General features: G+C 73.8%; 22 protein-coding genes and 2 pseudogenes. 7 read left to right on the forward strand and 17 right to left on the reverse strand.

Annotation, left to right across the window (positions count from 1 at the left end):
* The first annotated feature begins 71 nt into the window (after positions 1-71).
* From ABEB13_RS03060 to ppnP, 4 genes are all read left to right on the forward strand, one after another.
* A complete protein-coding gene (locus ABEB13_RS03060; RefSeq protein ID WP_345704150.1) occupies positions 72-926 on the forward strand; it encodes an HAD family hydrolase in 855 nt (284 codons plus the stop codon).
* A 99-nt stretch (positions 927-1,025) separates the two neighbouring features.
* Positions 1,026-1,226: a hypothetical protein gene (locus ABEB13_RS03065; RefSeq protein WP_345704151.1), complete on the forward strand. Its 201-nt coding sequence runs from the start codon at positions 1,026-1,028 to the stop codon at positions 1,224-1,226.
* The gene (locus ABEB13_RS03070) at positions 1,205-1,669 is read left to right on the forward strand and encodes a hypothetical protein (RefSeq protein ID WP_345704152.1); all 465 of its coding nucleotides are present in this window, start codon (positions 1,205-1,207) and stop codon (positions 1,667-1,669) included. Before ABEB13_RS03065 ends, ABEB13_RS03070 begins: the two co-directional genes overlap by 22 nt.
* A gap of 182 nt (positions 1,670-1,851) precedes the next feature.
* Positions 1,852-2,133: a pyrimidine/purine nucleoside phosphorylase gene (gene ppnP / locus ABEB13_RS03075; protein WP_345704153.1), complete on the forward strand. Its 282-nt coding sequence runs from the start codon at positions 1,852-1,854 to the stop codon at positions 2,131-2,133.
* 115 nt (positions 2,134-2,248) lie between these two features.
* Here ppnP and ABEB13_RS03080 read toward each other — a convergent pair whose 3' ends face one another.
* Positions 2,249-3,199, reverse strand: a complete 951-nt coding sequence (locus tag ABEB13_RS03080) for an alpha/beta fold hydrolase (protein ID WP_345709520.1) — start codon at positions 3,197-3,199, stop codon at positions 2,249-2,251.
* 114 nt (positions 3,200-3,313) lie between these two features.
* Between ABEB13_RS03080 and ABEB13_RS03085 the strand changes: the two are divergent.
* A pseudogene (locus ABEB13_RS03085) lies at positions 3,314-3,754 on the forward strand (TetR family transcriptional regulator C-terminal domain-containing protein); the annotation flags it as partial.
* A 119-nt stretch (positions 3,755-3,873) separates the two neighbouring features.
* On the opposite strand, the gene ABEB13_RS03090 reads toward ABEB13_RS03085, so the two are convergent.
* From ABEB13_RS03090 to ABEB13_RS03145, 12 genes are all read right to left on the reverse strand, one after another.
* Positions 3,874-4,542: a hypothetical protein gene (locus ABEB13_RS03090; protein ID WP_345709998.1), complete on the reverse strand. Its 669-nt coding sequence runs from the start codon at positions 4,540-4,542 to the stop codon at positions 3,874-3,876.
* A 98-nt stretch (positions 4,543-4,640) separates the two neighbouring features.
* Positions 4,641-4,883, reverse strand: coding sequence for a hypothetical protein (locus ABEB13_RS03095; RefSeq protein WP_345704154.1), 243 nt, complete (start codon positions 4,881-4,883; stop codon positions 4,641-4,643).
* Between the two features lie 32 nt (positions 4,884-4,915).
* Positions 4,916-5,194 carry a hypothetical protein gene (locus ABEB13_RS03100; protein ID WP_345704155.1) on the reverse strand — a complete coding sequence of 93 codons (279 nt, stop codon included), beginning with the start codon at positions 5,192-5,194 and terminating at the stop codon, positions 4,916-4,918.
* Positions 5,195-5,348: 154 nt separating this feature from the next.
* Positions 5,349-5,927, reverse strand: a complete 579-nt coding sequence (locus ABEB13_RS03105; RefSeq protein ID WP_345704156.1) for a hypothetical protein — start codon at positions 5,925-5,927, stop codon at positions 5,349-5,351.
* Between the two features lie 101 nt (positions 5,928-6,028).
* Positions 6,029-8,554: an acyl-CoA reductase gene (locus ABEB13_RS03110; RefSeq protein ID WP_345704157.1), complete on the reverse strand. Its 2,526-nt coding sequence runs from the start codon at positions 8,552-8,554 to the stop codon at positions 6,029-6,031.
* Positions 8,551-9,717 carry a LuxE/PaaK family acyltransferase gene (locus ABEB13_RS03115; protein ID WP_345704158.1) on the reverse strand — a complete coding sequence of 389 codons (1,167 nt, stop codon included), beginning with the start codon at positions 9,715-9,717 and terminating at the stop codon, positions 8,551-8,553. The genes ABEB13_RS03110 and ABEB13_RS03115 overlap by 4 nt, the downstream gene beginning before the upstream one ends.
* Positions 9,714-10,865, reverse strand: coding sequence for a GNAT family N-acetyltransferase (locus ABEB13_RS03120; protein WP_345704159.1), 1,152 nt, complete (start codon positions 10,863-10,865; stop codon positions 9,714-9,716). Before ABEB13_RS03120 ends, ABEB13_RS03115 begins: the two co-directional genes overlap by 4 nt.
* Positions 10,862-12,247 carry an MFS transporter gene (locus ABEB13_RS03125; RefSeq protein ID WP_345704160.1) on the reverse strand — a complete coding sequence of 462 codons (1,386 nt, stop codon included), beginning with the start codon at positions 12,245-12,247 and terminating at the stop codon, positions 10,862-10,864. The genes ABEB13_RS03120 and ABEB13_RS03125 overlap by 4 nt, the downstream gene beginning before the upstream one ends.
* A complete protein-coding gene (locus ABEB13_RS03130) occupies positions 12,244-12,774 on the reverse strand; it encodes an acyl-CoA synthetase family protein (RefSeq protein WP_345704161.1) in 531 nt (176 codons plus the stop codon). The genes ABEB13_RS03125 and ABEB13_RS03130 overlap by 4 nt, the downstream gene beginning before the upstream one ends.
* Before the next feature lie 1,297 nt (positions 12,775-14,071).
* Positions 14,072-14,845 (reverse strand): hypothetical protein, encoded by a 774-nt coding sequence (locus tag ABEB13_RS03135; RefSeq protein WP_345704162.1) that lies wholly within the window; start codon positions 14,843-14,845, stop codon positions 14,072-14,074.
* Between the two features lie 396 nt (positions 14,846-15,241).
* A complete protein-coding gene (locus ABEB13_RS03140; protein ID WP_345704163.1) occupies positions 15,242-15,721 on the reverse strand; it encodes a hypothetical protein in 480 nt (159 codons plus the stop codon).
* A 190-nt stretch (positions 15,722-15,911) separates the two neighbouring features.
* A complete protein-coding gene (locus ABEB13_RS03145; RefSeq protein ID WP_345704164.1) occupies positions 15,912-16,211 on the reverse strand; it encodes a DUF4193 domain-containing protein in 300 nt (99 codons plus the stop codon).
* Positions 16,212-16,617: 406 nt separating this feature from the next.
* On the opposite strand from ABEB13_RS03145, the gene ABEB13_RS03150 reads away from it, so the two are divergent.
* Positions 16,618-18,042, forward strand: coding sequence for an MFS transporter (locus ABEB13_RS03150; RefSeq protein WP_345704165.1), 1,425 nt, complete (start codon positions 16,618-16,620; stop codon positions 18,040-18,042).
* Here ABEB13_RS03150 and ABEB13_RS03155 read toward each other — a convergent pair.
* From ABEB13_RS03155 to ABEB13_RS03165, 3 genes are all read right to left on the reverse strand, one after another.
* Complete coding sequence (locus ABEB13_RS03155) at positions 17,951-18,541, reverse strand: phosphotransferase (RefSeq protein ID WP_345704166.1); 591 nt, start codon at positions 18,539-18,541, stop codon at positions 17,951-17,953. The two genes, ABEB13_RS03150 and ABEB13_RS03155, sit on opposite strands and share 92 nt — an antisense overlap.
* Positions 18,502-18,771, reverse strand: coding sequence for a protein kinase family protein (locus ABEB13_RS03160; RefSeq protein WP_345704167.1), 270 nt, complete (start codon positions 18,769-18,771; stop codon positions 18,502-18,504). Before ABEB13_RS03160 ends, ABEB13_RS03155 begins: the two co-directional genes overlap by 40 nt.
* Before the next feature lie 332 nt (positions 18,772-19,103).
* A complete protein-coding gene (locus ABEB13_RS03165) occupies positions 19,104-19,769 on the reverse strand; it encodes a DUF4097 family beta strand repeat-containing protein (protein WP_345704168.1) in 666 nt (221 codons plus the stop codon).
* Positions 19,770-20,008: 239 nt separating this feature from the next.
* Between ABEB13_RS03165 and ABEB13_RS03170 the strand changes: the two are divergent.
* Positions 20,009-20,769 (forward strand): annotated as a pseudogene (locus ABEB13_RS03170) (helix-turn-helix domain-containing protein).
* A 46-nt stretch (positions 20,770-20,815) separates the two neighbouring features.
* Here ABEB13_RS03170 and ABEB13_RS03175 read toward each other — a convergent pair.
* Positions 20,816-22,993 carry a hypothetical protein gene (locus ABEB13_RS03175; RefSeq protein ID WP_345704169.1) on the reverse strand — a complete coding sequence of 726 codons (2,178 nt, stop codon included), beginning with the start codon at positions 22,991-22,993 and terminating at the stop codon, positions 20,816-20,818.
* Between the last annotated feature and the right edge of the window lie 202 nt (positions 22,994-23,195).

Below are 23,195 nucleotides of genomic sequence, written 5' to 3' on the forward strand. Positions count from 1 at the left end.
GCGACCATGGCCTCAGAAAGGCCCTTGGGTCGCCGTTCGACGAGCGCGGCCGCCGAGCGGAGGAGTGCCCCGTGACCGAGCAGGTGCTGCCGAGCTGGAACCAGGGCCCGGCCCGGCAGGCGATCCTGGACCATGTCCGCGCGGCGACGACACCGGGGGCGGCGTTCGTCGAGCCGGCCGACCGGATCGCCACGTTCGACAACGACGGCACGCTGTGGGTGGAGCAGCCGCTGCCACCGCAGTTCGACTTCGTGTTCCGCGCCTGGGGCAAAGAGGTGAAGGCCGACCCCTCGCTCGCCGAGCGGCAGCCCTACAAGGCGCTCGTGGAGCGGGACCAGGGGTTCTTCGAGGGCGTGGCGACCCAGGAACCCGAGGTGGTGGCGACCCTGCTGGAGGCGTTCGCCCGGTCGTGGGCGGGCACGCCGCCCGCGGAGTTCGACGCGCAGGTGCGGGAGTGGACCAGGACGGTGCGGGACCCGCGCTTCGGCGTCCCGTACGTGGAGCTGGTCTACCGGCCGATGCTGGAGCTGTTCGACCTCCTGCGGGCGCACGGGTTCCGGGTGTTCGTGTGCTCGGGCGGCGGCCGCGACTTCATGCGGGTGTTCGCGGAGGACACCTGGGGGATCCCGAAGGAGAACGTCATCGGCACGGCGGCCGCCTACACCTGGACGGGCGGCAGGATCGTCCGCTCCCCCGAGTTCCTGGGCGGCCTGGACCTGGGGCCGGGCAAGCCCGAGCACATCTTCGCCCACACCGGCCGACTGCCCGCCTTCGCGGGCGGCAACGCCGATGTCGACATCGAGATGCTCCGAGCGCCGCGTTCGCGCTGCTCGTCCGCCACGACGACGAGCGGCGCGAGTACGCCTACACCAAGGGCGCCGAGGCCTCGCTCGCCGCGGCCGAGGAACTGGGCTGGACGGTGCTGAGCATGAAGAGCGACTGGGCGACGCTGTTCTGACCAGGACGCCGTGCGACCAGGACGCCGTTGCGCCCGGGATGCCCGTCCGACCAGGAGGACGGACGCCTTGAACGACCTCACCGCCGTCAACGTGCTCGTCGCCCCGGACGCGACCACCGCGCGGCACGCCCACGCCTGGAACGCCCGGATGCGCGCGGGCGTCCCGGACGGCTTCACCCTGGACGCCTCCTCCGGCCGCACATCACCACCCTCCAGCGCTACGTCCGGACGGCCGACCTGGACGACGTGTACGAGGCCGTCCGGCTGACGCTGGCCGCCACCGACGCGAGCCGCCTCTCCTACCGGGCCGTCGCCATCGGGCACGCCGACCGGGGCGTGCCGGGCCAGGGCCTCGCGGGCATCCTCCTGCGGCCCGGCCCGCAGGTACTCGGCCTCCAGGCCGCGCTCCTGGACGCGATCGCCCCGTTCACCGAGTCCGGCGGCACGGCGGCGGCCTTCGTCACCGACCCGGGCGGGAGCATCAGCCGGAGCACCCTCGACTGGGTCGAGAGCTACGTCCCCGACCAGATCGGGCCCGACCGGTACACGGCGCACATCACCGTCGGCTTCGCCACCCTCGACGACCTCCGGGCCATCGAGGCCGAGCCCTTCGACGCCTTCACTGTCCGCCCGTCCGCCGTCGCCGTCCACCAGCTCGGGGACAGCGGAGCCGCCCGCAGGCTGCTCCGGACCTGGCCCACCCCGGACTGACCGGGCCGCGGGCCGGGTTTCGCCCGGCGGTGCCGGTCAGCGAGGCCGGCCTGCCATCGAGCGTGTTCGCGGGGCGAGACGGGTCACCGGCCCCGACCGCGCCACCGGTAGCTTTCCCCTGCCGACACCCAGCCTGCGGCGAGCGGCCCGCTCGTTCCCGCCCGTTCCCCGAGGGGGATCCCATGTTCAAGGTCAACGAATACTTCGACGGCACGGTCACGTCGATCGCCTTCCAGCAGGAGCACGGGCCCGCGACGGTCGGTGTCATGGCCCCCGGCGACTACCGGTTCGACACCGCCGCCCCGGAGACCATGCACGTGATCAGCGGCGCCCTGACCGTCAGGCTGCCCGGCGCCGACGGCTGGGAGACCTTCACCGCCGGCACCCGGTTCGACGTCCCCGGCAACAGCGCGTTCGACCTCAAGGTCGACGGCGACACCGCCTACCTCTGCGAATACCGCTGACCCCTCGGGCGTTGGTCGGGGCGGCCGGTGCGTTCCGCCGGTCGCCCCCGGCAGGCCGACGCGCCACCGTCGTACGGGCCGCGGATGGGGGCCTCCGGCGCAGCATCGCCGCCGTTCAGGCCGTTGCCTTCTGCTCGCAGCAGGTGATGAACCGCAGCAGGTGGCCGTTGACCGTTTTCGGGCGGTCCAGGTTGAGGCCGTGGCCGGCCCCTTCCACGGTCTCCGTGCTCACGCCGGGAATCAGTGCGGTCACCCGCGCCAGCGCCAGGCGCGGCCGCAGCAGCGCACTGCGGCTTCCCACCAGGACCAGGGTGGGGAGCCGGATGGAGCCCAGCTCCGCGTCGGTGAACACCCTGGCCGGAGGGCGGCTGTTCGGCTTGTAGGTCCGCATGCCCAGCATGAGCGGAGCGATCATCTCGGGTGGGGAGGTGAGTGCGGGGTTGGCGAGCAGCCGCCCGACCGCCGGGCGGAACCGGCGCGGAGCGAGCATCCCGAACAGGCCCAGGATCATGTGGGCGTAGAAGCGCGCGGGGACCTTCGCGATGCCGCCCGGATCCAGCGCCGCGACCGACGCGAGGCGCTCGGGTGCGTGGACGGCCTGGTTGAGCGCCAGCCACCCGCCGTAGGAGGCACCGACCAGGTGGACCCGCTCCAGCCCGAGGCCGGCGAGCACCTCTCCGAGCCAGGCCGCATTGTCCTCGAAGCCGGTCGCGACGGCACGTTGCACACTCCGGCCCGGATCGTCCAGCGAGTCGATCGCATAGACCGGGTGGCTCGCGCCCAGGGCGGCGACCTGCGGGTACCAGTTGGACGCGTGTCCGGCGTGGCCGTGCAGCAGCACGATCGGCTCGCCGCTCTCGGACCCGTAGCGGTGGACGTGGACGGTGCCGAAGGCGGTGTCGACGTCGAATTCGTCTCGGGGGCCCGGCCACAGCCCCATCGCACGGTCGTACGCCTCAAGGAACTTCGCACGGGCTTCCTCGCTGACGAAACGTCCGACGCTCGTCCTGGTCATGGTCCCTCCCGACATGCGAAACAGCAGCACTTGATGATACGTTTGTACCATAAAAACGCCGAAGGGAACCCGATGCCGAAACTGGTGGACCACGAGGAGCGCCGGGCCCACATCGTCGACGCCCTGCTCCGCACCGCGGCGGACAGCGGGCTGCACGCCGTCACCATGCGGTCCGTCGCCACCGCGGCAGGCGTCTCGGTGCGACTCGTGCAGTACTACTTCGACACCAAGGAGCAACTGCTGCTCGCCGCGCTCACCCGCCTGGCCGTACGCATGGGTGAGCGGATCCGGGACAGGGTCGGGGCGGTCGGCTCCTCCACGGCGCCGCGCGACGTCGTCGAGGCCGTCCTGCTCGAAGCCGTCCCGACCGACGAGGAGAGCCGGACCTTCCACCTCGTCTACACCGAGTACGCGGTGCTCTCCGTCACCGACCCGGTACTCGCCGGCCAGTCGTTCCTCGCGGCGCCCGACGAGATGGAGGGCTTCCTGGTCGGACAGCTGACAGCCGCCCAGCAGGCCGGCGCCACCGATCCCCGCCTCGACGCCCGGCAGGAGGCCGTCGTCCTCCTGGCGGTCTCGGCCGGCCTCGGCCTGAGCGTCCTGCTCGGTCAGCGGACGGCGGACGACGCGGCTGCCGTGCTCCGCTACCACCTCGCTCGGGTGTTCCCCGGCCGGGGGCCGCGTGACGGAGGACGGTCCGCGACCGTGGCCCTCCGTGCGAGGCGTCAGGCCGGCTGCTCGGCGAGCAGCCGGAAGGCGCGGGCGTCCTTCTCGACCTGCTCCAGGTCGAGCGAGCGGGCGGTACCGAACTCGCTGAACATCGCCTGCATGCTGCCGTCCGCCCAGAGGCACATGGCCGAGCCGGGGCTGCCGAACTCCTCGGCGGGCTGGAGGCCGCACTTCATCGCGCCGCCCCGCGGACCCGGGTCCGCGCTGTGCATCTCGGGGACGTGCTGCGTGGCGGCGGCGCGCTGGATCGCCCGGTCCAGGGACCAGGACGGCACGAAGTCGTGGCGCCGGTACCCCATCACCATGACGTAACCGGTACTCGGGGTGCCGTAGCTCGCCGCGAACGCCTTCGGGTCGGCCGCTCCCGACGCCGCGTCACTGCGCACCCGCTTCACCAACGGGCTGTCCAGGTCGGCCGACGCCCCGTTGAACCGGTCCGGCGTGACGAACCGGTAGGCGCCGAGGGCCGCGAAGCGGTCGGCCGTGGCGTACCCCGCCCCGGCCAGCGCCAGCACGACGGCGGCGGAGCCGACGAGCAGCCACCGGCGCAGCCGGCGCGGCGAATCCTGGTGCACCTGCACCGATTCCGGCACCGCGGCGAACGGCGACGCCGCACCGTCCGGCGGCGTCCCGTGGACGGGCGGCGAGGTCTCGAGCGGCGACATGTTGCTCCTGGGGCAGGTCCGACGAGCGGACATGGAATCACCTGGTGGTGACGCTGGCAAGATCCTTCGCGTGGACGGCTCCCGGCGCACCGAACGACCTACCCGTGCACGGCGTTCAACTGGCGCTGGGCGAGCGCGCGGGTGGCCTCGCGGTCCGGGCTGCCCGCACTGAAGTGGATCGCCCAGACGACGAGGCTGCCCCGGGTGGTGAAGACTTCGCTGCTGGTGAAGCCGTCGGAGTCCAGTTCCTTGTGGTCCACCCCGCAGGAGTCGTTCGTGGGGCCGGCGAACCAGGTCACGGTGGAGTCCCGCTGCCAGGTGCGGCACAGATTCAGTCGCATGCTCTGCGCGCCGCTAGCCGCCTGGTAGCGGATCAGGATGACCTCGTCCTGGCTGTCGTCGGCCGACGTCCAGCCGCGGCGGACCGCCGTGACGAATCGTCGCTGCACCGCGAGGCCGCGCGCCGCGGTGCGGTCCGGGGGTCGTACATCGCGTCGATGTACTGGTCGAGACCGAGGACACCGGTCGGCTGCTTCGCCCAGGCGGTGGCACCGGACGGGACGGGGAGGATCTCGGCTTCGAGGATCCGGGCCGCCTCCGCCGGGCTCTGCGCGGACTCGGTGCCGACCCGCGGCGCTGCGGAAGCGTCCACTCCGTCCAGGCTCTGCCGATGGACCGGCAGGCACCCGGCCGCGGCGGCTGCGAGCACGGCAACCAGCGCGGCGACCGGCCGGGCCCCGGACCGGAGGGCACGCCGACGGGACGGGGTGGACGGTCGGAGGCGGGGTTCACGCGGCACGCGGTGATCATGGCCGAGCCGCCATCCCCTGTCCAGGGAATTCCGCCCTGGCCGCACCCGGCCGCCAGGGCCCGGCCGTCAGCGCCTCCAGCAGGATGTCGAGGCCGGCCGCCAGCTCCGCCGGAGCGTCGTGCTCGGACAGCAGCGGGGCCAGCGCGCGCAGCCGCGGGTACTCGGCGGCCGGGAGGCGGTGCAGACCGAGTCGCAGCAGCGGTTCGGGCTCGTCGGGGTTGTCAACGATCTGCCGCTTGTCGACCAGCAGGTAGCCCAGGATCCAGCCCACCAGGGCACGGTAGATCCACAGCGCCTCCGCCCCGTCGAAGCCGCCCCGGCCGATCAGCCCGAGGAACCGCTCGTTCAGCTGGAGCATCGAGGTGGGCCGCCGGGCCAGCGGGACGGAGAGCGGCCGGGCGATCACCAGCGGCAGCAGGGCCGGATGCGCGTCCGCCACCGGCATGCCCTCGCGGTCCATCAGGGCGACCGCCGCCGCCAGCACCCGCGCCCGGGTGAGCCGGCCACGCCCGGACGAAGCCCCGCCGCGCCGGGCGGAGGAGGGCGCGCCACGCCCGTCCCCCTCGCCGCTCACGATCGCCTCCTCCGGCGGCCCCGCCGATCCCCTCCGCCCCTCCGCCACCACCGCCGGTCCGCGACGGGCTTCGGACCGGCGGTCGCGGCGGCACCCCGCCGTCAGACCGCGCCCTGCCGGCGGTCGATCACCGTGCGCAACTTGCCGCTGGTGGGAGTCCGCTCGAAGGCGGCGCTCGGCACGGTCTCGACGGTGCAGGCGAGCAGCCCCTCGTCCGCGGCCGACGCCAGCTCGGGGATCGCGGCGAGGAACGCGGCCCGCGCCACGGGCCCGTCCGGTGCGTACCGCGCGTCCAACCGGACGGTGACCCGCTCCCGGTCGTCGCCACCGTCCAGCAGCAGCTGGAGCTCGCCCCGGTAGCCGAGTTCCTCCGCCGCGACCGCGATGAAGCGCCGGACGTTGAGGAAGTACGTGCCCACCCGGACGACATCCCCGTACCGGCCCAGGAGTTCGATACGCGGGGTGTGACTGCCACAGGGGCAGACGCCCTCGACGCTGCGGCCGAGGTCACCGATCTGGTACCGCTCCAGGCGCTGCCCGGCCCGGGTGCGGCTGGTGAACACCAGGCGCCCCGGCTGCCCGACGGGCACCGGGCGGTCGGCCTGCGGGTCCAGGATCTCCAGGGTGTGCAGCCCGGTCAGCACGTGGTGGACGGACCCCTCGGCGTGCGTGCACTGGTAGCCGAGCGGCCCCAGGTCGGTGCTGCCGTACGCCGCCGAACGGATCACCTCCACGCCGAACTCCTCGGTCAGCACCCGGCGCTGCTCCGCCGTGAAGTGCTCACCGCCGTAGAACACCTTGCGGATGCCGCCGTACGCGCGCAGGGCGTCGCCCTCGGCATGGAACAGCTGCCACAGGTAGGAGGGCATCCCGAACACGGTGGTCGCGCCGTACGTCACCAGGGCCTCGGCGGTAGCCGCATGGTCGGGCCCGGCCGCGATGGGGAGCTGGCCTGCGTTGAGGCGCTCCAGGATCGAGAAGAAACTGATGAAGCTCCCGTACATGCCGCCGCAGTAGAACAGGTTGGCGGCCCGGTCCCGGGCGGGGTCGAAGCCCGCGGCGAGCAGGCCGTCGGCGGCGGCCCGCATCTGGGTGTCGTAGTCGGTATTGGTGAACACCGACAGGGCCGGGGCACCGGTGCTGCCGCCGCTGCGGAAGAACAGGTGGGCGTGGTCCGGTGCGAGGGTGCGCAGCTGCTCCTGCACCCCGGCCTTGTCCAGCAGCGGGCCGGTCGGCGCGGGCGGGACGGCGGCCGGCCCGGCGAGGTCGTCGAGGCAGGCGGTGGTGGCGAAGTCCGGGCCCGTCCGCACGGCGACCCGGCGGCTGTAGCGCTGGAGTGCGTAGACGCCGTCGTGGGGTTCGCCCTGGTAGGAGTCCAGCATGCCGCCGACCGGGGTGACCCGCAGGACACCGGCGGCGATCACCGCCTGCGCGAGCCGGGCGACGTCGGCGCGGCTGCCGCCGATCGCGGCGGTCTGCAGGTACCGGCGCATCGGCCGCAGCACGGACATCACCGAGGTGCGGGGCAGCGGCTTCACCCAGACGCTGCGGTTCAGCGGCGAGGCGGCGAGGGCCGGCCGGGTGTCGGCCAGGATCCGCCAGGATCCGTCCTCGGCGGCGATGACGCGGGTGAGGCCGAGGTGTTCCTCCAGCCGGGCGACCAGTTCGGTGGTGGTGATCTCGGCGTGTTCGGCCGGTTCGAGCTCGGGGCGGGGCAGCGCTGCGGACGCGGCGGCGAGGTGCGCGGCGAAGCGCTCGGCGAAGGCGAAGGCCTCCTTCTCGTCCTCGGTGTCGAGGTACACGACCTGGGGGCTGGAGCAGGCCTGCTGCTCGAAGCGGCAGACGTCGGCGGCGAGCGCGTCGAGGGCGGCGCCGTCCGACCAGGCGTCACGGGTCAGGTAGGCGAAGGAGATCCGGTGTCCCCACTCGACGAGGCGGCAGCCCGCCGGGACGAGTCCGGCGACGGAGCGGACGGCGTCCTCGCCGCCCCAGACGGCCACCGCGTCGGCGGGCGCGCACATCAGCCGCAGCCAGTCGGTGCGGGCCGACGGGAAGCGCAGGGCGACGATCCGGCGGGCCAGCGCGCCGCCGGGGTCGGCGGCGGCCAGCTCGGCGAGCAGGTGCTGGGCGAGTGCGGTGTCGGCGCTGCTGGTCTTCAGCACGTTGAGGTTGCCGGTCAGCAGGCCCTCCACGACGCTCAGCGGGGCGACGGCGGCGGCGTTCCCGGGCGCGATGTGGACCAGCAGACCGACCGGCGCCCATGCCTCGAAGACGGTCTCCCTGGCGTCGGGCCGGCCGAGGCGTTCGGGGTGCGGCGTGCCGAGTTCGCGGCGGAGCTTGCGTTCCAGCGCGGGTCGGTCGATCGCGGCGGCGATCTCCGCGAGCACGGCGGCGGCCTCCTGCGGGGCCGTCCCGCCGTCGGTGAGGTGGGTGAGCAGGCGGGCACGGACGGGGCCGTCCGGCGTGCGGAGGGCGTCGGCGAGGTGCCGGCAGGCGTTCAGCACCAGCTCGGCGGGCAGCGGTTCGGCCAGTGCGCGGGCGGCGATCGCGGGCAGGTCGGCGAGCCGCCGGGCGGCCTCCTCGTCGTCGACGAACGTGCCCTGCCAGTAGTGCGGTCGGTCGGTCACGACATTCCCTTCAGGAGTTCGGCGGCGGCGGCCGCGCAGGTGCGGTTGCGGCTGACGCCCGCCCGGCCGTGGATGGTGAACCAGGGCGTGGCCAGCGGGCACGGGCACTCCTGCCCGGGGTGCAGCGAGGCGAGGTCGCCCATGACGACGCTCTGCGCCGGCACCGAGGTGATGTACGGGGAGACCAGGTGGAGGAAGCCGCGTTCGCCGTACGGCAGCGGTTCCAGGGTGCGGGTGTCGCGGACGGCGGCCCGCGACCAGACCGGGACGTGCAGGCGGTGGTGCCCGCACTCGATGTACGGCACGCAGTGCTCGACCGAGCCGAAGGTGTCGCGGATCCGCTCGGAGGGGACACCCAGCTGCTCGGTGACCTCGGCGTAGAATTCGTCCTTGCCGATCTGCCGGTCGGCGTGCCCCTTCCAGCCGCCGCCGAGCAGCACCAGGGAGTCGGCCGGCAGCCGGAGCGGCGGGAGGCCGAGGGCCCGCATCCGTTCCAGGGTGAAGTGCAGGAACGCGGGGAAGCCGAGGATCCGGACGGGCAGCCCGCCCTCGGCGTACCGCTGCAGCGCGGCGATGCAGCCGTGGACGTCGAACTCGTGCCCGGCGCCGGTGTGCCGCAGGGCGTGCGTGGTCTCGTTGGCCGGTGCGAAGTCGCACAGGTAGTTGTCGGTGAAGGAGGTGCCGAGCTTCAGCTGCGGCGCCGGTTCGTAGCTGTAGAGCAGGTAGTTGACCGGCTGGTCGGGGGTGATCCAGCCGTAGTGGTCGAAGATCCTGGCCACCATGCGCTGGGCCGAGCGGATCGTCCAGGTGTCGAAGAACATCTGCGACTTCTGGCCGGTGGTGCCGGAGGACGTGAGATGGAGGAAGACCTCGTCCCGCGGGATGGACAGCACCTCGTGCCGTTTGAAGAAGTTGGCGTGCACCAGCGGCGTGCGGATGCCGTCGCCGACGGACGGCGCGGGGGTCTCCACCGGGCCGTCGAGCAGGGAGCGGTGGAACGTCGAGCGCTGCGCGTGCCAGGCGTTGCTCTCGGCCATGGCGGCGGCGAACAGCGTGTCGGCCGCCACGCCGGCCTGGTACGGAGCGGCCAGGTCGCACAGCTGCTGGACGTGCGGGAGCGCGGCGGGGTCGGGGACCTCGATCGGCGCGAGATGGATGTTCACGGGGCAACCTCGGGAAGGGGTAGGTAGGTCGACGTCCAGGCCGTCAGGTACGCGCGCAGGTAGGGCCGCAGCGGCTCGCTGACGGCGGTGGCCCTGAAGTCGATCTGACGGCTCGTCCGGGAGAGCACCACGTGGTCGTGGAACCGGTCGCCGATCCGGCGCATCGCCGGGTAGACGGCGCTCGGGATGAACCCGGCGGCCAGGAAGGCGCCGAGGCCGGCGGTGTCGGCCAGCGGCAGCAGCGTCTCCACGTAGTCCGCGCCCGCCCGGGTGACGGCCGCCATCAGCGGCTCCAGCGCGCCGGAGGCCGCCGCCGGGGACGGGTGGACCGCGATCAGCGAACAGCTCGCCGCGACCGGGTCCAGGTCGGCGTAGGCCTCGAACGCGCCGTCCGGCGGGGTGAGGACGGCGTTCGGGACGTGCAGCGGGAAGAACCGCTCGCCGGGGTCGGGGAAGCGCTCCAGGAAGCGGCGGCCGACGAAACCCGGCGCGGTGATCAGCTCCATCGGCCCGGTCGCCGGCGCGCCCCGCCTCGCCGACGGCTCGCCGGGGCCCTCGCCCTCGGCGCGCGGGCGGCCGAAGTCCAGGCCCGTGCTCCGCCGGGTGGCCTCCAGCAGCGGGGCGAGGCCCGCCGGCACCCGGTCGACGACCGCACGCCGGGCCAGGACGCCGTCGGCGTGCCGGGCGAACAGCGCGAGGCTCTCGCACCCGGCCACCTCGACCGCGTTCGGGAGCAGGCCGAGGGCCTGGAAGCCGTGCCGGGCGAAGACCTGCTGCGGGCCGGGCGTGACCACCCGGACGGTCGCGTAGACCGAGTCCAGGGCGCCCGTCGCGAAGGCGTCCTCGCACACCGCGGCGGTCAGCCGTCCGGCCAGCCCGCTGCCCCGCTGATCCGGGTGGACCGCCAGGCCGACGAGTTTGCCGATCCGGCTCCCCGGGTCGGTCTGCACCACCACGGACCCGGCCGTCCGGCCGGTGCCGTCGTGACGGGCGGTCAGCCAGTGGGTGTGCGGGTCGTCGATCAGGCGGCGCATCTCCGCGGGGTCGCTGCCGAGCGCGACCGGATAGCCGTGCCCGTAGACGTCGAAGTAGAGCTGTCGCAGCTGCGCCACGTCCTGCGGCGCCGCGGGAGCGATCACGGCGGTCATCGCGCGCCTCCGACCGGCTCCGCGGCCGGGGCGGGGGACGGGGCGGGGGACGGGGACGGGATCGGGAACAGGACCGGCTCGTGGCGCGGGGCGGACTCGGGCGCGGCTTCGGGGGCGGCTTCGGGGGCAGCCGGTCCGTACCGGCCGGTCCACCAGAGTGCGGCCGCGACCGGCAGCACACCGGCGGCCTGGACGAGGCAGAGCGTGCGCGGCGAGAGGTGGTCGCCGAGCAGGCCGAACACCAGCGACGACACGGGCAGGGTGGCTCCCAGCAGAGCCTGCATGACGGCGAAGAAGCCGGGCCGGTCCCCCACCGGCACCAGCCGCTGGAACAGGGCCACGAACCGCACGCCGATCACACCGACGCACCATCCGGCGACCGCCATAGCGGCCACGGCCGCGGGACGAGCGGCGGCCAGGCCGGGCAGGGCGAGCGCGGCCGCCATCAGGGCCAGGCAGCCGGCGCCGACCGCGGTGGGCGCGCCGCGCAGGCGGCCGCCGGTGGCCGCGCCCGCCAGGGTGCCGGCGCCCAGGGCCGCCTCCAGGGCGGCGACGGTCGAGCCGTCGGCGTGCAGCACCGTCCGGGTGTAGAGCGGCATCACCACGAACACCGCCGTGGTGAAGACGTTCGCCGCGGTGAAGCAGAGCAGCACGCGCCGGATGAACGGCAGGTCGGCGAGGATGCGGCGCAGCGGGCGGCGCGCGGTGTCGGTGGCCGTGGACGCGGCGTCGGTGGCCGTGGACGCGGCCGTGGGCGGGGTGCCCGGGGCGGCGGGGAAGCGGGTGGCACCGACCAGCACGGCGGCCAGCAGCCCGGCGCCGGCGCACCCGGCGACGACGCCTGTCAGCCCCGCCGCGTCGACCACCAACGGGCCGAGCAGCCCGCCGGCCAGCCCGGCGACCGACTGTGTGCCGAGCTCGAAGCCGGTCGCGGCCTCGATGTCGGCGTCCTCGACCAGTGCGGGGACGGACGTGGTCAGGCAGGGGTCGAAGAACGCCTGGGAGCAGGCCAGCAGCAGCGCGGCGCCGTACACGACGGCCGTCGGCGGCGTCGCCGCACACATCCAGCCGGCCGTGCCGAGGGCGACCAGACCGGCGGCGGCGGCCGAGACGGCGAGCACCGCGCGGTGCGGGAAGCGGCTGACGACCGCGGCCACCAGCGGCGCCAGCGCCACCGCGGGCAGGGTGCTGACGGCGAGGAAGGCGCCGGAGGCGAGCCCGCGGCCGGGGTCGGCGGAGCGGGCCACCAGCCACCACACCGCGCCGACCTGGAACATCCGTCCCGCGGCCTGGGTGAGCACCTGGGCGGCCCAGACGGCTCCGAACCGGCGGTTGCGCAGGACGAGCGGCCGGCCGCGGCCGGCCGCCCGGTCGGCGGTCATGCGTGCGGCCGTTCGTCGATGACGCGGATCAGCTTGCCCGTACGGGAGTTGACGGTGAGCTCGGCATGCCGCACCCAGGTGACGGAGAGCGGGTGGACGTGCCCGGCGGCGACCGCCGCCGGGTACGGCGGGCGGGCCGTGTGGATGGCGTCCACGACGGCGGCGGCCGTCGTGGAGAGCCCGGCGGGGTCGCCGTCGCAGGCCAGGCGGAGCACGAGCCCGTCCCGGCCGTCCCAGCGGCGCAGCACCAGTTGGACGCCGGTGATGCGTCCCGCCGGATCGGCGGCCCGGACGAGGTCGAGCACGTCGTCGGTGTACAGCGACACCGGTCCCACCCGGGCGCCCTCCTGGGCCCGGCCGAGGATGCGGAAGTGCCCGGTGACGACGTCCGTCCACTCGGCGCGGTCGCCGACGGGGTAGCGCAGCACGGGCATCAGCCGTCGTCGCAGGTCGGTGACGACGACCCGACCCGGTACGCCCGGGCCGGTGATCGGCTCGCCGGTGTGGTCGTCGAGGATCTCGACCACCGTCTCGGGGCGAACACCCGGTGCACCGGGTGTCCCGGCCCGGGACCGGGCGGCCGAGCAGCCCCGCGTCGACGGCGGCGTAACCGATGGACGACACGCGGGCGTTGGGGAAGGCCTTGGCCAACAGTGGCTGCTGGTCCGGATAGAGGCCCTCGCCGCCGAAGAGCAGCAGTGCCACGTCCGGCAGTTCGCGGCCGGTCGCGAGCAGGTGGTCGGCCAGTGCGCACAGTGTGGTCGGGGTGCCGGCCACCACCTCGGCGCCGAACTGCTCCAGGGTCGGCACGGTCGAGTGGAGCGGCGCCGCGCCGCCGATGGGCAGTCGGACGTTGGCGACCGGCGAGCGGTGCAGGGAGTCGAGGACGAAGCTGTAACTGGCGTACAGGTCGCCCGCGTAGAAGAGGTCGGCGACCCGGTGCCCGGGGCGCAGCCCGGCGTCGACGAGCCCGGCGCCGAAGGAGGCGGTGAACTCCCGCCACTCGTCGCGGGAGTAGAACGAGAACTTCGGGGTGCCGGTGGTGCCGCCGCTCTTGAAGACCACCGCCTCGGTCAACGGCCCGGTCAGCAGCCGGTTGTGGCGCGGGGTGTTCGCCTGCCAGTACTCGGCCTGCGGGACGACCGGAAGATCGGTCAACTCCGCCGTCCGGCCGGGCAGTGCGGCGTACAGGTCGGCATAGAAGGGGGAATTGCGGCGTACGAAGCGGATGAGTTCCGCTATGGGGTGAACGGGCATAGGTTCCTGCTTTTACGGCATGCGTGGGCGGAGCGAGGGCGCTGGGTGCGTGACCTCGCCCGATGGACGGGCTGGGAATGGTCGATCCGTGGCCGCAGGCCGATGGCCTGCGGAATCCCGCTTCACTGCCGACCCCGGGGAGTCGCCGGAACGGATGGGGCCGAAGGCGCGGCACCGGATGGACGGATACGGAGAGATCGTCGGTCAACTGACACGAAGTGAGGAGAAGTCGACGTCCCCCTCGACGGAAGAAAGGCTAGCACCTTCAGTTGCCTTCACATTCCAGCCCGAAGCTCGGTCGAGTCATGCAAGAAGGCGGCCTGAGGCTCCGTCAACGGCCTCTGCCGCCGGAGCGGGAATTCCCGCGTGAGGTACATCTCATCGCGACTCCGACGGAGGGGCGGAGGAAAAGGGAAGGAACGTATTCCGCATTTCTTTTGTTGAATGGAAGACATTCCAGGTCGGCCCGCCTGATTGCGGCGAGGATGCCGGAATTGCCACCCGCCGTTCGGGGGTCGGCCTCCCGCCGTGCGGCGGGGGCCGGGCGGCAGGTGACGGACCATCCGGTCAGGCGGGCCCGTCGCGCCGGTCCGCCGGGCGGAAGTCCAGGAGGGCTGCGACGGTGTCGCGCACGCCGGTGGCACGACCACTCCTGGGCACGAGGCGGGCCCGGTCGGCGGGGTCGCGGGTGAAGGCGTGCAGCTTCCCGCCCCGGGAGGCCAGGACCAGGTCGGTGGTCTCGCCGGCGATCTCCGCCGAGCCGACGGTCGTGTAACGGACGGTGGTGAGCAGGGCGGAGCGTTCCGCAGCGGCGAGCACCGCCTCGGCGTCGCCCGTCTGGTCGGACGGCGCCCACGACCCCTGCGGCAGCCAATCGGCCATGATCCGCAGCGTCTCGTCGAGGGTGCGCAGCGACAGCTCGTGGACGCCCAGCGCGTCGATGCGGACGATCAGGCAGACGCGTTCCGGCTGGGGCAGGAGGAGCGTCCGCCACGGCTCGCCGGGCCCCGCGCCCGTGATCCGCGCGTCCAGCACAGCCCGGGCACGCCGCTGGAAGGCGACCGCGATCCCGAGGTCGCCCCGGACCTGGATCCGGTCCTCGCCGGCGCCGGGCACGAGGAGCTGCCGTGCGGCGAGCGAGCGCACGGCCTCGGCCAGCACCTCGTCGGAGGGGCGGGCCTCCAGGAAGTCCACGACCGCGTCCACCACCGTCAGCTCGGCGACCGTGTAGGCGCCGAGCGGGACAGCCCCGGTGTGGACCAGGTCGACCACGGTGGTCACCAGCCCCTCCGGGACGGATGCGGACCCCGCCTCGGGCCCGGGGGCATCGCCTTCGCTCACCGGTCGTCCTCCGTCCATCGGGTCCCCGGCGGCGGCCCGCCGTCCGGGGCCGAGAGCACGCGCGCCGCGGGCGGCAGCGGTGCCTCACTGATCCACACCTGGGAGTTGCCGAAGAGTCCGCGCCCGGAGCGGCCGGACAGCGACCCGCCCAGCTCGTCGGACGGCTCGACGCGCTCGGGCGGGGAAAGCGCCCGGCAAGATCGGCGGAGGCCGAGCTGGTGTCGTCGTCGGCCTCGATCCGCCGGAGCGTCTCGGCCAGCGACCGGGAGACGGGCGCGGTCAGCGCGGTGGGGACGGCCAACGCGGGTGAGAGGTACATCGGCCGCCGCTCGGTGACCCGGGAGAGCCCCCACGGGCCGACGTTGCTGCGGGTGATCCGGTAGACGACGTAGTCCATCAGATGGCGCAGGTCGTCCAGGCTGGGCAGTTTGCGGGCCCCGAGGCGGCCGGCGTCTTCTCCAGCTGCAGCCAGGTGCCGTTGGCGGTGCGGCCGTGCAGTTTCTCGCGGACCACCTGACCGCGCATGCCGATGTCGGGGTAGCGGGACTTGTCGATGTCGCGGTGATGGCTGGAGAGCCGGTGGTGGCTCACCTCCGGAAACCGCCAGGCCTCGTAGAGCTGCGGCTCGTCGACCAGGACGTGGCCGCCGCACAGCACGTCGTGCAGTTGCGGGACCTGGAGGCCGTGCCGCTCCAGGTCGGCGAGGATCACGGCCTCCTGCGGGCTCAGCCCCTTGACGGCGGCAAGCAGCCCCTTGCGGTAGACGGCGTTGCGCGCGGTCAGCTCGATCAGCAGTTGCACCCGGGTGCGCGTCTCCTGCGCGGCGCGCTCCTGCTCCGCCCGCGCCGCGCCGCCTGCGGCGGCGGGCCTGTCCACTGACCATACGGACCAGTACAACACCGGATGCACCGGGACAACAGCGGACGAACCGCCGCATCCACGATGCCACCCGGGCGGCGGTCCCCGGCCTGCGTGTCCGGGGCCCCGCCGGGCGGCGCCTGCCGTGGCGCTGCGGATCATGGCCCTGCGAGGCCTGGCTCTGCGGGTCGCGGCTCTGCGGGGAAGGTCAGGGCGCGCAGTCGCGGCAGATGGGCTGCCCCTTGCTGTCCTCGCCGGCGAGTTGCGCGCGGTGGTGGACCAGGAAGCAGGTCATGCAGGTGAACTCGTCCTGCTGGAGGGGGACGACCCGGACGGTGAGTTCCTCGCCGGACAGGTCGGCGCCCGGGAGCTCCAGGCCCTCGACGGCCTCGGGGTCGATGTCGACCGCGGATCCCTGCTTGTCGTCGCGCTTGCTCTTCAGCTCCTCGATGCTGTCGTCACTGCTGCTGTCACCGCTGTCGCGCGGGGCGTCGTAGTCGGTTGCCAAGGCGGTACCTTCTCGTCGGGGGTCGCTTCCGGCGGGCGGGTCGCGCCGCCTGCCCGGCCGGCGGAGTGTACCGGCCGGCGCGCGCCCGGTCGCCGGTCCTGCCCGTGTCACCACCATCCCACCTGTCGGCCGCCCGCCGCACCCGCGGCCTGCCCGACACACACGATCAGACGCAAGATCCGGAACGACCGGGTGCCGCTCCACCGGTGCACGGCGGACGACGGACGGCGGGCCCCGCTCAGGTCAGGAAGGGCGCGACCTCGATGGCGGCATCCACGCCGGGCCCGTCCGGACCGCGTCGACGCGGACGAACCAGGCCTCCCGATCCTGCAGGGCCGGGTTCCCGGGTGACGTCGCGTCATGTGATCTAGGCTGTGCCCTTCTCGAACACCTGGTGGGCCTGCACATGACGAATGACACCGGACTCCGCAGTCTGATACGCGACGCCCGCTACCGGGCGTTCTGGCTCGGGCAGGCGACCAGCACCCTGGGCAACCAGCTCACCGTCGTCGTGCTCCCCGCGCTGGTGGTGCCCGGCAGGGGAGCCGGTGCCTTCGGCCTCCTGCTGGCGGTGGAGTCGGCCGTCATGGGAGTGCTGCTCCTGCTCGGCGGGGTGATCGCCGACCGCTACTCGCGCAGCCTGGTGATGGCGGCGGCCGACGTCTTCCGGCTCGTCGGCGTCCTCGGCTTCATGGTCTTCGCCGCCCACGGCCCCTTGCCACTGCTGCTGGTGTCCGCCGCGCTCAGCGGGGCCGGGGCGGCGCTGTACGAGCCCACGCACCGCGCGGCCCTGGCCCAGATCGTGCCGGAGGAGCTCCGCACCAGGGCCAACGCCCTCGACTCCGCGACCAAGCGGGTCGGCGGCCTGGTGGGCTCACTGCTCGCCGGCCTGCTGCTGGCCGGCATCTCGCCGCCGCGCACGCTGCTGGTCGACGTCGCCACGTTCGCGGTGAGCCTGGTGACCCTGGTGTGGCTGCGGCTCCCGCGGGTGCGGGCCGCCGCCAGCGGGGCGACGCCCGAGCAGGGCCTGCGGGCCGTGGTCGCCGAGGCCCGGACCGGACTCGTCGAGGTGCGGAAGCGGCCCTGGGTGTCGGCCCTGATGCTCCAGGGCACGGCACAGGTCTTCTTCCTCTTCGGCCCGAACTACGTCCTCGTCCCGATGGTCAGCCAGGCCCGCTACGGACTGCCCGCGTTCGGCTGGGTGAGTGCGGCGACCTTCGTCGGCTCGGTGCTGGGGTCGGTGCTGGGCGGCCGGGTGAGGTCCCGCCGGCCGGGGCTGTGGGCCATGAACGCGCTGGCCCCCTGCCTGCTGACCCCGCTCTGCCTGGCGGTCCACGTCCCGTTGTGGGCCTTCTGCGCCGCCGTGTCGGTCGGCTCGGTCGGCGTCGGCTGCTTCATGGTCCTCTGGTACAGCTCGCTGCAGGCCGAGTTCCCCGAGGACGTCCAGGGCCGGGTGTTCGCCCTGGAGGCCCTGGCCAGCTTCGGTCTCCAGCCGATCGCACTGGCGGCGGCGCCGCTGCTCGTCCAGCTCATCGGCCTGACCCCGTTCGCCCTCGTCGCGGTGCTGGTGCTGCTGGTGTCGACCTACGGCGTCCTGGCCGTCCCCGGGACTGCCGAACTGGCCTCCCCGGACGCGGCGATTCCGTCCCCGCGGTGCCCGTGCCCCAGCAGGTCTGAGGGCGTGCCGGGCGCGGTGTTCCCAACGTGCCGGCCCGTCCGGTCGAGATCGTCGGTGGCCTTCAGCCGAGAAGGTCGAGCAGCCGCCGGGCCTGACGGGCGGCAGTGCCCGGCGGGTTGCGCGGCCGGTCCGGGGCGTCCAGGGCGAGCATGAACAGCCAGACCAGGGCGAGCAGTCGGCGGCACTCCGTCAGCCGGGCGGTTTCGGCCGGCGTGAGATCGAGGTGGTGCAGCAGGCCCGGCACGTCCAGGCTGCCGCCCAGCCACGCCGACACGTGCTCGGTGACCTCGGCGATCTCGAAGGCGCGGTCGCTGCGGCCGGACTCCTCGAAGTCGACGACGCGCACCCGTGCGCCGTCCCACAGGTAGTTCGCGAGGTTGCCGTCGCCCGGGCCGAAGACCGCCGGGACGGCGCCCGCGGACGGCCGCGCCACGTCCGATCCGTCGAGCCAGCGCAGCCCGCCGCGCAGCGCCGCGGAAACCTCCGGGGCCTGGGCGCGAGGCAGTCCGGCCGCCTGCCAGGTGCGGATCCTGGCGGCGATCCCGGCCGGGCGCCCGGGACGTGCGGGGACTTCGGCCAACCGCGCGGCCGGCAGGCAGGTGTGCAATTCCGTCAGCGTGGTGGCGAGGGCCGCCGTCTCGCGGGCGCCCATCCGCACCCCCGCAGCGGTGCCCCGGGCAGCCTGGACATCACCACGGTCGGCCGCCCGTCGTCGGTGCCACCGTGCAGCGGTTCCGGGGCCAGCCCGGGCGCATGTTCGGCGAGCAGGGTGAGAGCGCGCCACTCGCGGGCATGCCGGTCGCCGTCCTGCGGGCCGAACCGCTTGGTGACCGTGACGGTGCCCAGGTCGACCGCGTGGGTGCTCCACCGCTCCGATGTCATGGCCGTGATCCTGCCAGGGACCGGAATCCGGCACACATGGGCGGCCGGCCGGCAGAGCCCTTCTTCCTGCCGCGGGCCCGCTCGTCGTAGGTGATGTGCCGCCACCCTGCCCCCGGTTCGGCGACGACGCGCCGCCAGTTGTTCGAGTCGGTCGCCGTGCAGGGTCGGTCGTCGTGTCGGCATCGGGCGTGGTGTCGGCGTCGATCGCCGTGTACGCGTCGGTCGTCGTGCTCGGGCTGGTCGTGCCGTTCGCGCTGTTCGTCGTGGGTGACGCGGGGCCGTGCACACGGGTCACCGGCCCGGGGCCGTCCGCTCGGACGGCCCCGGCCTCGTCAGAGGCTGCGGGCGGTGATGTCGCCGTGGGCGGTGGTGGCGCGGATCTCCAGTGCGGCGGCACCGTCGTTCCTGAGGGTGTTGCCGATGCGGCCGTGGCCGGTGCCGGCGTCCAGCGTCGCCGAGACACCGCTCGCGGCGCCGACGGAGATGTCGCCGGACTCGGTGCGGAGCACGACCGTGCCGCGCACGGCCTCGGCGATCCGGATGTCGCCCCGCGCGGTGGTGATCTCTGCGGGGCCGCCCAGTCGGCCGACCTCGACGTCGCCGTCGACGGCGGTGAGGCGCACACTGGCGGCCTCGTCCAGCTTGATCCGCCGGTACGCGCCGTCGAACGCGACGTCACCCAGGCGCCCGACGCCGCGGAGCTCGGCGGACGCCGCCTTGGCCTCGACACGTGATCCGGCGGGCAGCTGGACGGTGACCTCCAGCGAACCCGAGGGGCCCAGCAGCCGGTTGCCCGCGGCCGGCGCCGTGATCCGCAGGACACCGTCGGCGAAGGCGATGGTGGTCTGCTCGGCAGCCCTGGTGTCGCGGCCCTTGGACGGGTCGGCGGGCCGCACCTCGACAGTGGTGTCGGCGCGATCCGCGGCGATCAGCTGGACACGGCCGGCGGGGAGGTCCAGGACGACGGAGACCGGGGCGGGGCTGGCGAACTTCTGCATCGTGCTCTCCTGTACTCGCTGACTGTTTCTGACACCGGAAACGCTACGTTGCTTTCCATGTATCGGCAATACACTCGTTGCATTGCATTGGAATTCATGCAGGCCAAGGCCGTAAAAGTGTTGCAACGACCACGCGAGCAACGCAACGACGGTCGCTCCAGCCATTGCAATGGGAGAGAAGTGAACGCTATGGTGAGGCCATCAGGGACCACCACGCACGGACCACCGAGGAGACCACGATGCCGGGAGGCAGGCTCACCCAGCAGGAACGCCAGCAGATCGCACTGGGACTGGCCGACAACCTGCCCTACGCCGAGATCGCGCGCCGCCTCGACCGCCCCACCTCGACCATCACCCGCGAGGTGATGCGCAACGGCGGCCCTACCGCCTACCGCGCCGACCTGGCCCACCGCGCCACCGAACACCGCGCCCACCGCCGCCGGCCCGCGACCCCCGGAGCCCCGAGACCGCCGCCCAGGCCCACGGACGCGACGCAGACGCCGTCGCCGACTACGAGGAGACGTTCACCACCGTCCTCATGGCCTCCGGCCTGACCAAGATGGCCGCCCGCGTGCTCACCTGCCTGTTCACCACAGACGCGGGAAGCCTCACCGCATCCCAACTCGCCCAGCGTCTCCAGGTCAGCCCGGCGTCCATCTCCAAGGCCATCGCGTTCCTGGAGAGCCAGAGCCTCGTCCGCCGGGAACGCGACGAACGCCGCCGGGACCGCTACCTGGTCGACAACGAGCTCTTCTACCAGGCCACCATCGCCAGCGCCCGGGCCAACGACCAACTCGTCCGGACGGCACGCCAGGGCGTCGCCATCCTCGGCCCCCAGACCCCCGCCGCCGTCCGCCTGGAGAACATCGCCCGCTTCCTCGACTTCATCAGCGAGAGCATCACCCGCGCCGCCGAACAGGCCCGCGAAGTCCTCCACACCAAGCTCGAACCCACCCCCACCGGCACCACCGGCACCACCGACACCACCGACCGCCCGTAGGGTCGAAGCCCGGGGCGTGATCGGTTCCCCGGCCCGGGCCGCCGCATCAGATCGCCGATGACGGGGCCGTCCGCGGGGCGGGGTCGGCGGGCCCCGCGGTCCGCCCGGCGGCGAAGGCGGCCGCCGCCGTGACGCTCGCCGCGGCAGCCGTCCGGACCTGGTCGTCCGGCTGCTGCCCGTCCGAGGGCCTGCGGTGACGGAGCGTCAGTTCACGGCTGCCCTCGGGACGGGCGGTGACCCGGAAATCCCAGTCGTGACCGGCCCCGGGCGCACCGGCCAACCGGACGGTGACCTCGCTCGGCCGCGTCCCCGGCTTCAGGTAGGTGGCCTCCTCGATCATGCGCACCTGCTCCTGCGGGTCGCCGCTCAGCTCGAACTCCCGGCGCAGCGGCAGCTCCGCGCCTTCACCGGAGACGGTGAGGTAGAGCCGTCCGACCGTCGGCAGCCCGTCCTGGAGCAGCGGGCGGGTCGCGGCCGCGGCCGCGGCCATCGCGGCGGTGACCAGCTCGTTGGCCGGGCCGTGGTCCGTCCACGCCTCGCGGTGGATGTCGTACGGCTCGTGCGCGGGCCAGCCGTCCTGCGCCCCGGCGACGAGGTCGTCGAGGGTGACGGGCCCCTCGGCCGTCCTGCGCGCCACGTAGTCGATCACCTTGCGCACGTCGTCGGCCTTCGGTCCGGTGCCGTCCGGCGTGCCGAGCAGGTCCCCCAGCAGGGCGGAGGTGGCGGTGGAGGATCCGCCGGCGAGATCGACCAGCCGGTGGGTTGCCCGGATGCGGGCGGTCCCGGCTTCGGTCGCGGCGGTGAACTCCCCGCCGAAGACCGCCCGTCCGACGCGGACGGTGCCCATCAGCTGCTCGCGCTCGGCGGGCGTGGCGGTGGCGTGGTCGAACGTCCGGCCGCCCTCCGCCAGCGTCCGGTGGACGTCGTCGAGGAGCCCGGCTCCTTCGCCGAAGCGCAGTTCCCCGCCCTTGCGGTCCTCGGTGAAGGCGAGGTAGTGGTCGGCCGGCAGGTCCACCCCGGTGGTCTCCGAGAGTGGGATGTCGACGGTGAAGGGGACGATCCCCTTCTCCTTGACCGGGTTGCGCCTCCCGTCGAAGAGGGTCACCTCCACCTCGGCGGCACCGCTGTAACGGGCCATCGGGGTGGCGAACTTGCCGTTCGAGACGGTCAGGCCCGAGTCTGCGTGCGTGCCGCCCTCGCGGCGGAGCCGCTGGGCGCCGCCGGTGATCGCCGGGCTGTTGCCGACGTCCCCGGTGATCCTGGCCCCGACCAGGCCCTGGACGCCCGCGTTCCTCGCCGACAGGTCGGAGCGGGCGACGCCGGAGGAGGTGCCGTTGGACGGGCTCAGCTCGACCGCGGTGTCGGTGTCCCGGTGTTCGAGGGAGACGACCCTGACGCCGACCTCCACCCCCTTGCCGCCGCCGAGCGTCACCCGCCGGGTCGGGACGGTCGCCGCCACCTCGGTGCCCTGGCTCGCGGTGCCGAACAGGGCCGACAGGTGGCTGTGCGAGGTGACGGTGCCGACCACGGGCTCCATCTCCTGCCAGGTGCCCCTGCCGAAGAACTCCGGACCGCGCAGCCGCACCAGGTCCTGGACCCCGCCGACGTCGCCGAGCCAGCGCAGCACGTCGGTGTCGCGCAACCCGGTCTCCCAGACCCGCTCGGGCGGGATCCGGACGCCGGCCTGCGCGGGTGCCTCGACCGGGAGTGTCCGCGGCGGCCGCTCCGCAGTCGCCGCGTCGTCGGAACGCTTCGGGGCGACGGGCAGGGTCTCACCCGACTCGACGATGGTCTCGAAGCCGATCGCCGCGGTGCGCCGCTGGTGGACGGAGGCACCGGCCCACGGCCGCCTGGTGATCGTGAACTGCAGCTCCGCCTCGCCGCGGTAGGCGCTGCCGGGCAGCTTCGCCTTGGTGGCGGAGCCGGCCGTGGTGCTGCTGGTCCGGATGTCGGCGTGGTCGTGGCCCCGTCCCCCGGTGCCGGTCAGACCGGCCGTCACCGAGACGGGCGCGCCCGGCACGGGGACGGCGGCGGTCGCGCCGAGGGTGCCCTGGTGGCCGTGGCCGGTGCCGTCGGAGTCGGCGAAGGACCGCTGGACGTCCGTGCCGGTGTTGAACTCGGTGGTGCCCGACTCGCCCAGGTGGTCCATCCGGTCGCGGAGCACCGCGCCCACGCGGACGGTGGTGCGCCCGTGCCGCACGACGATCTCGTCACCGGCCGTCATCCCTTTCAGCCTGGACTGAAGCCGGTCGGGGGTGAGTTCCTCGTCCAGCTTGCGGCGGATGCCCGCCCAGTCGCTCCCGAAGGGGTTGCGCTCCGGCTGCGGCCGGCCGGCCGACGTCCCGTTCGTCCGACGTCGGGCGCCGGGCTGCCACCCCGACTCCACCTGGGACAGGATCGACTCGCCCAGGGTGCGCCGGGGGCCG

The sequence above is a fragment of the Kitasatospora paranensis genome (assembly GCF_039544005.1).
GTDB classification, from domain to species: Bacteria; Actinomycetota; Actinomycetes; order Streptomycetales; family Streptomycetaceae; genus Kitasatospora; species Kitasatospora paranensis.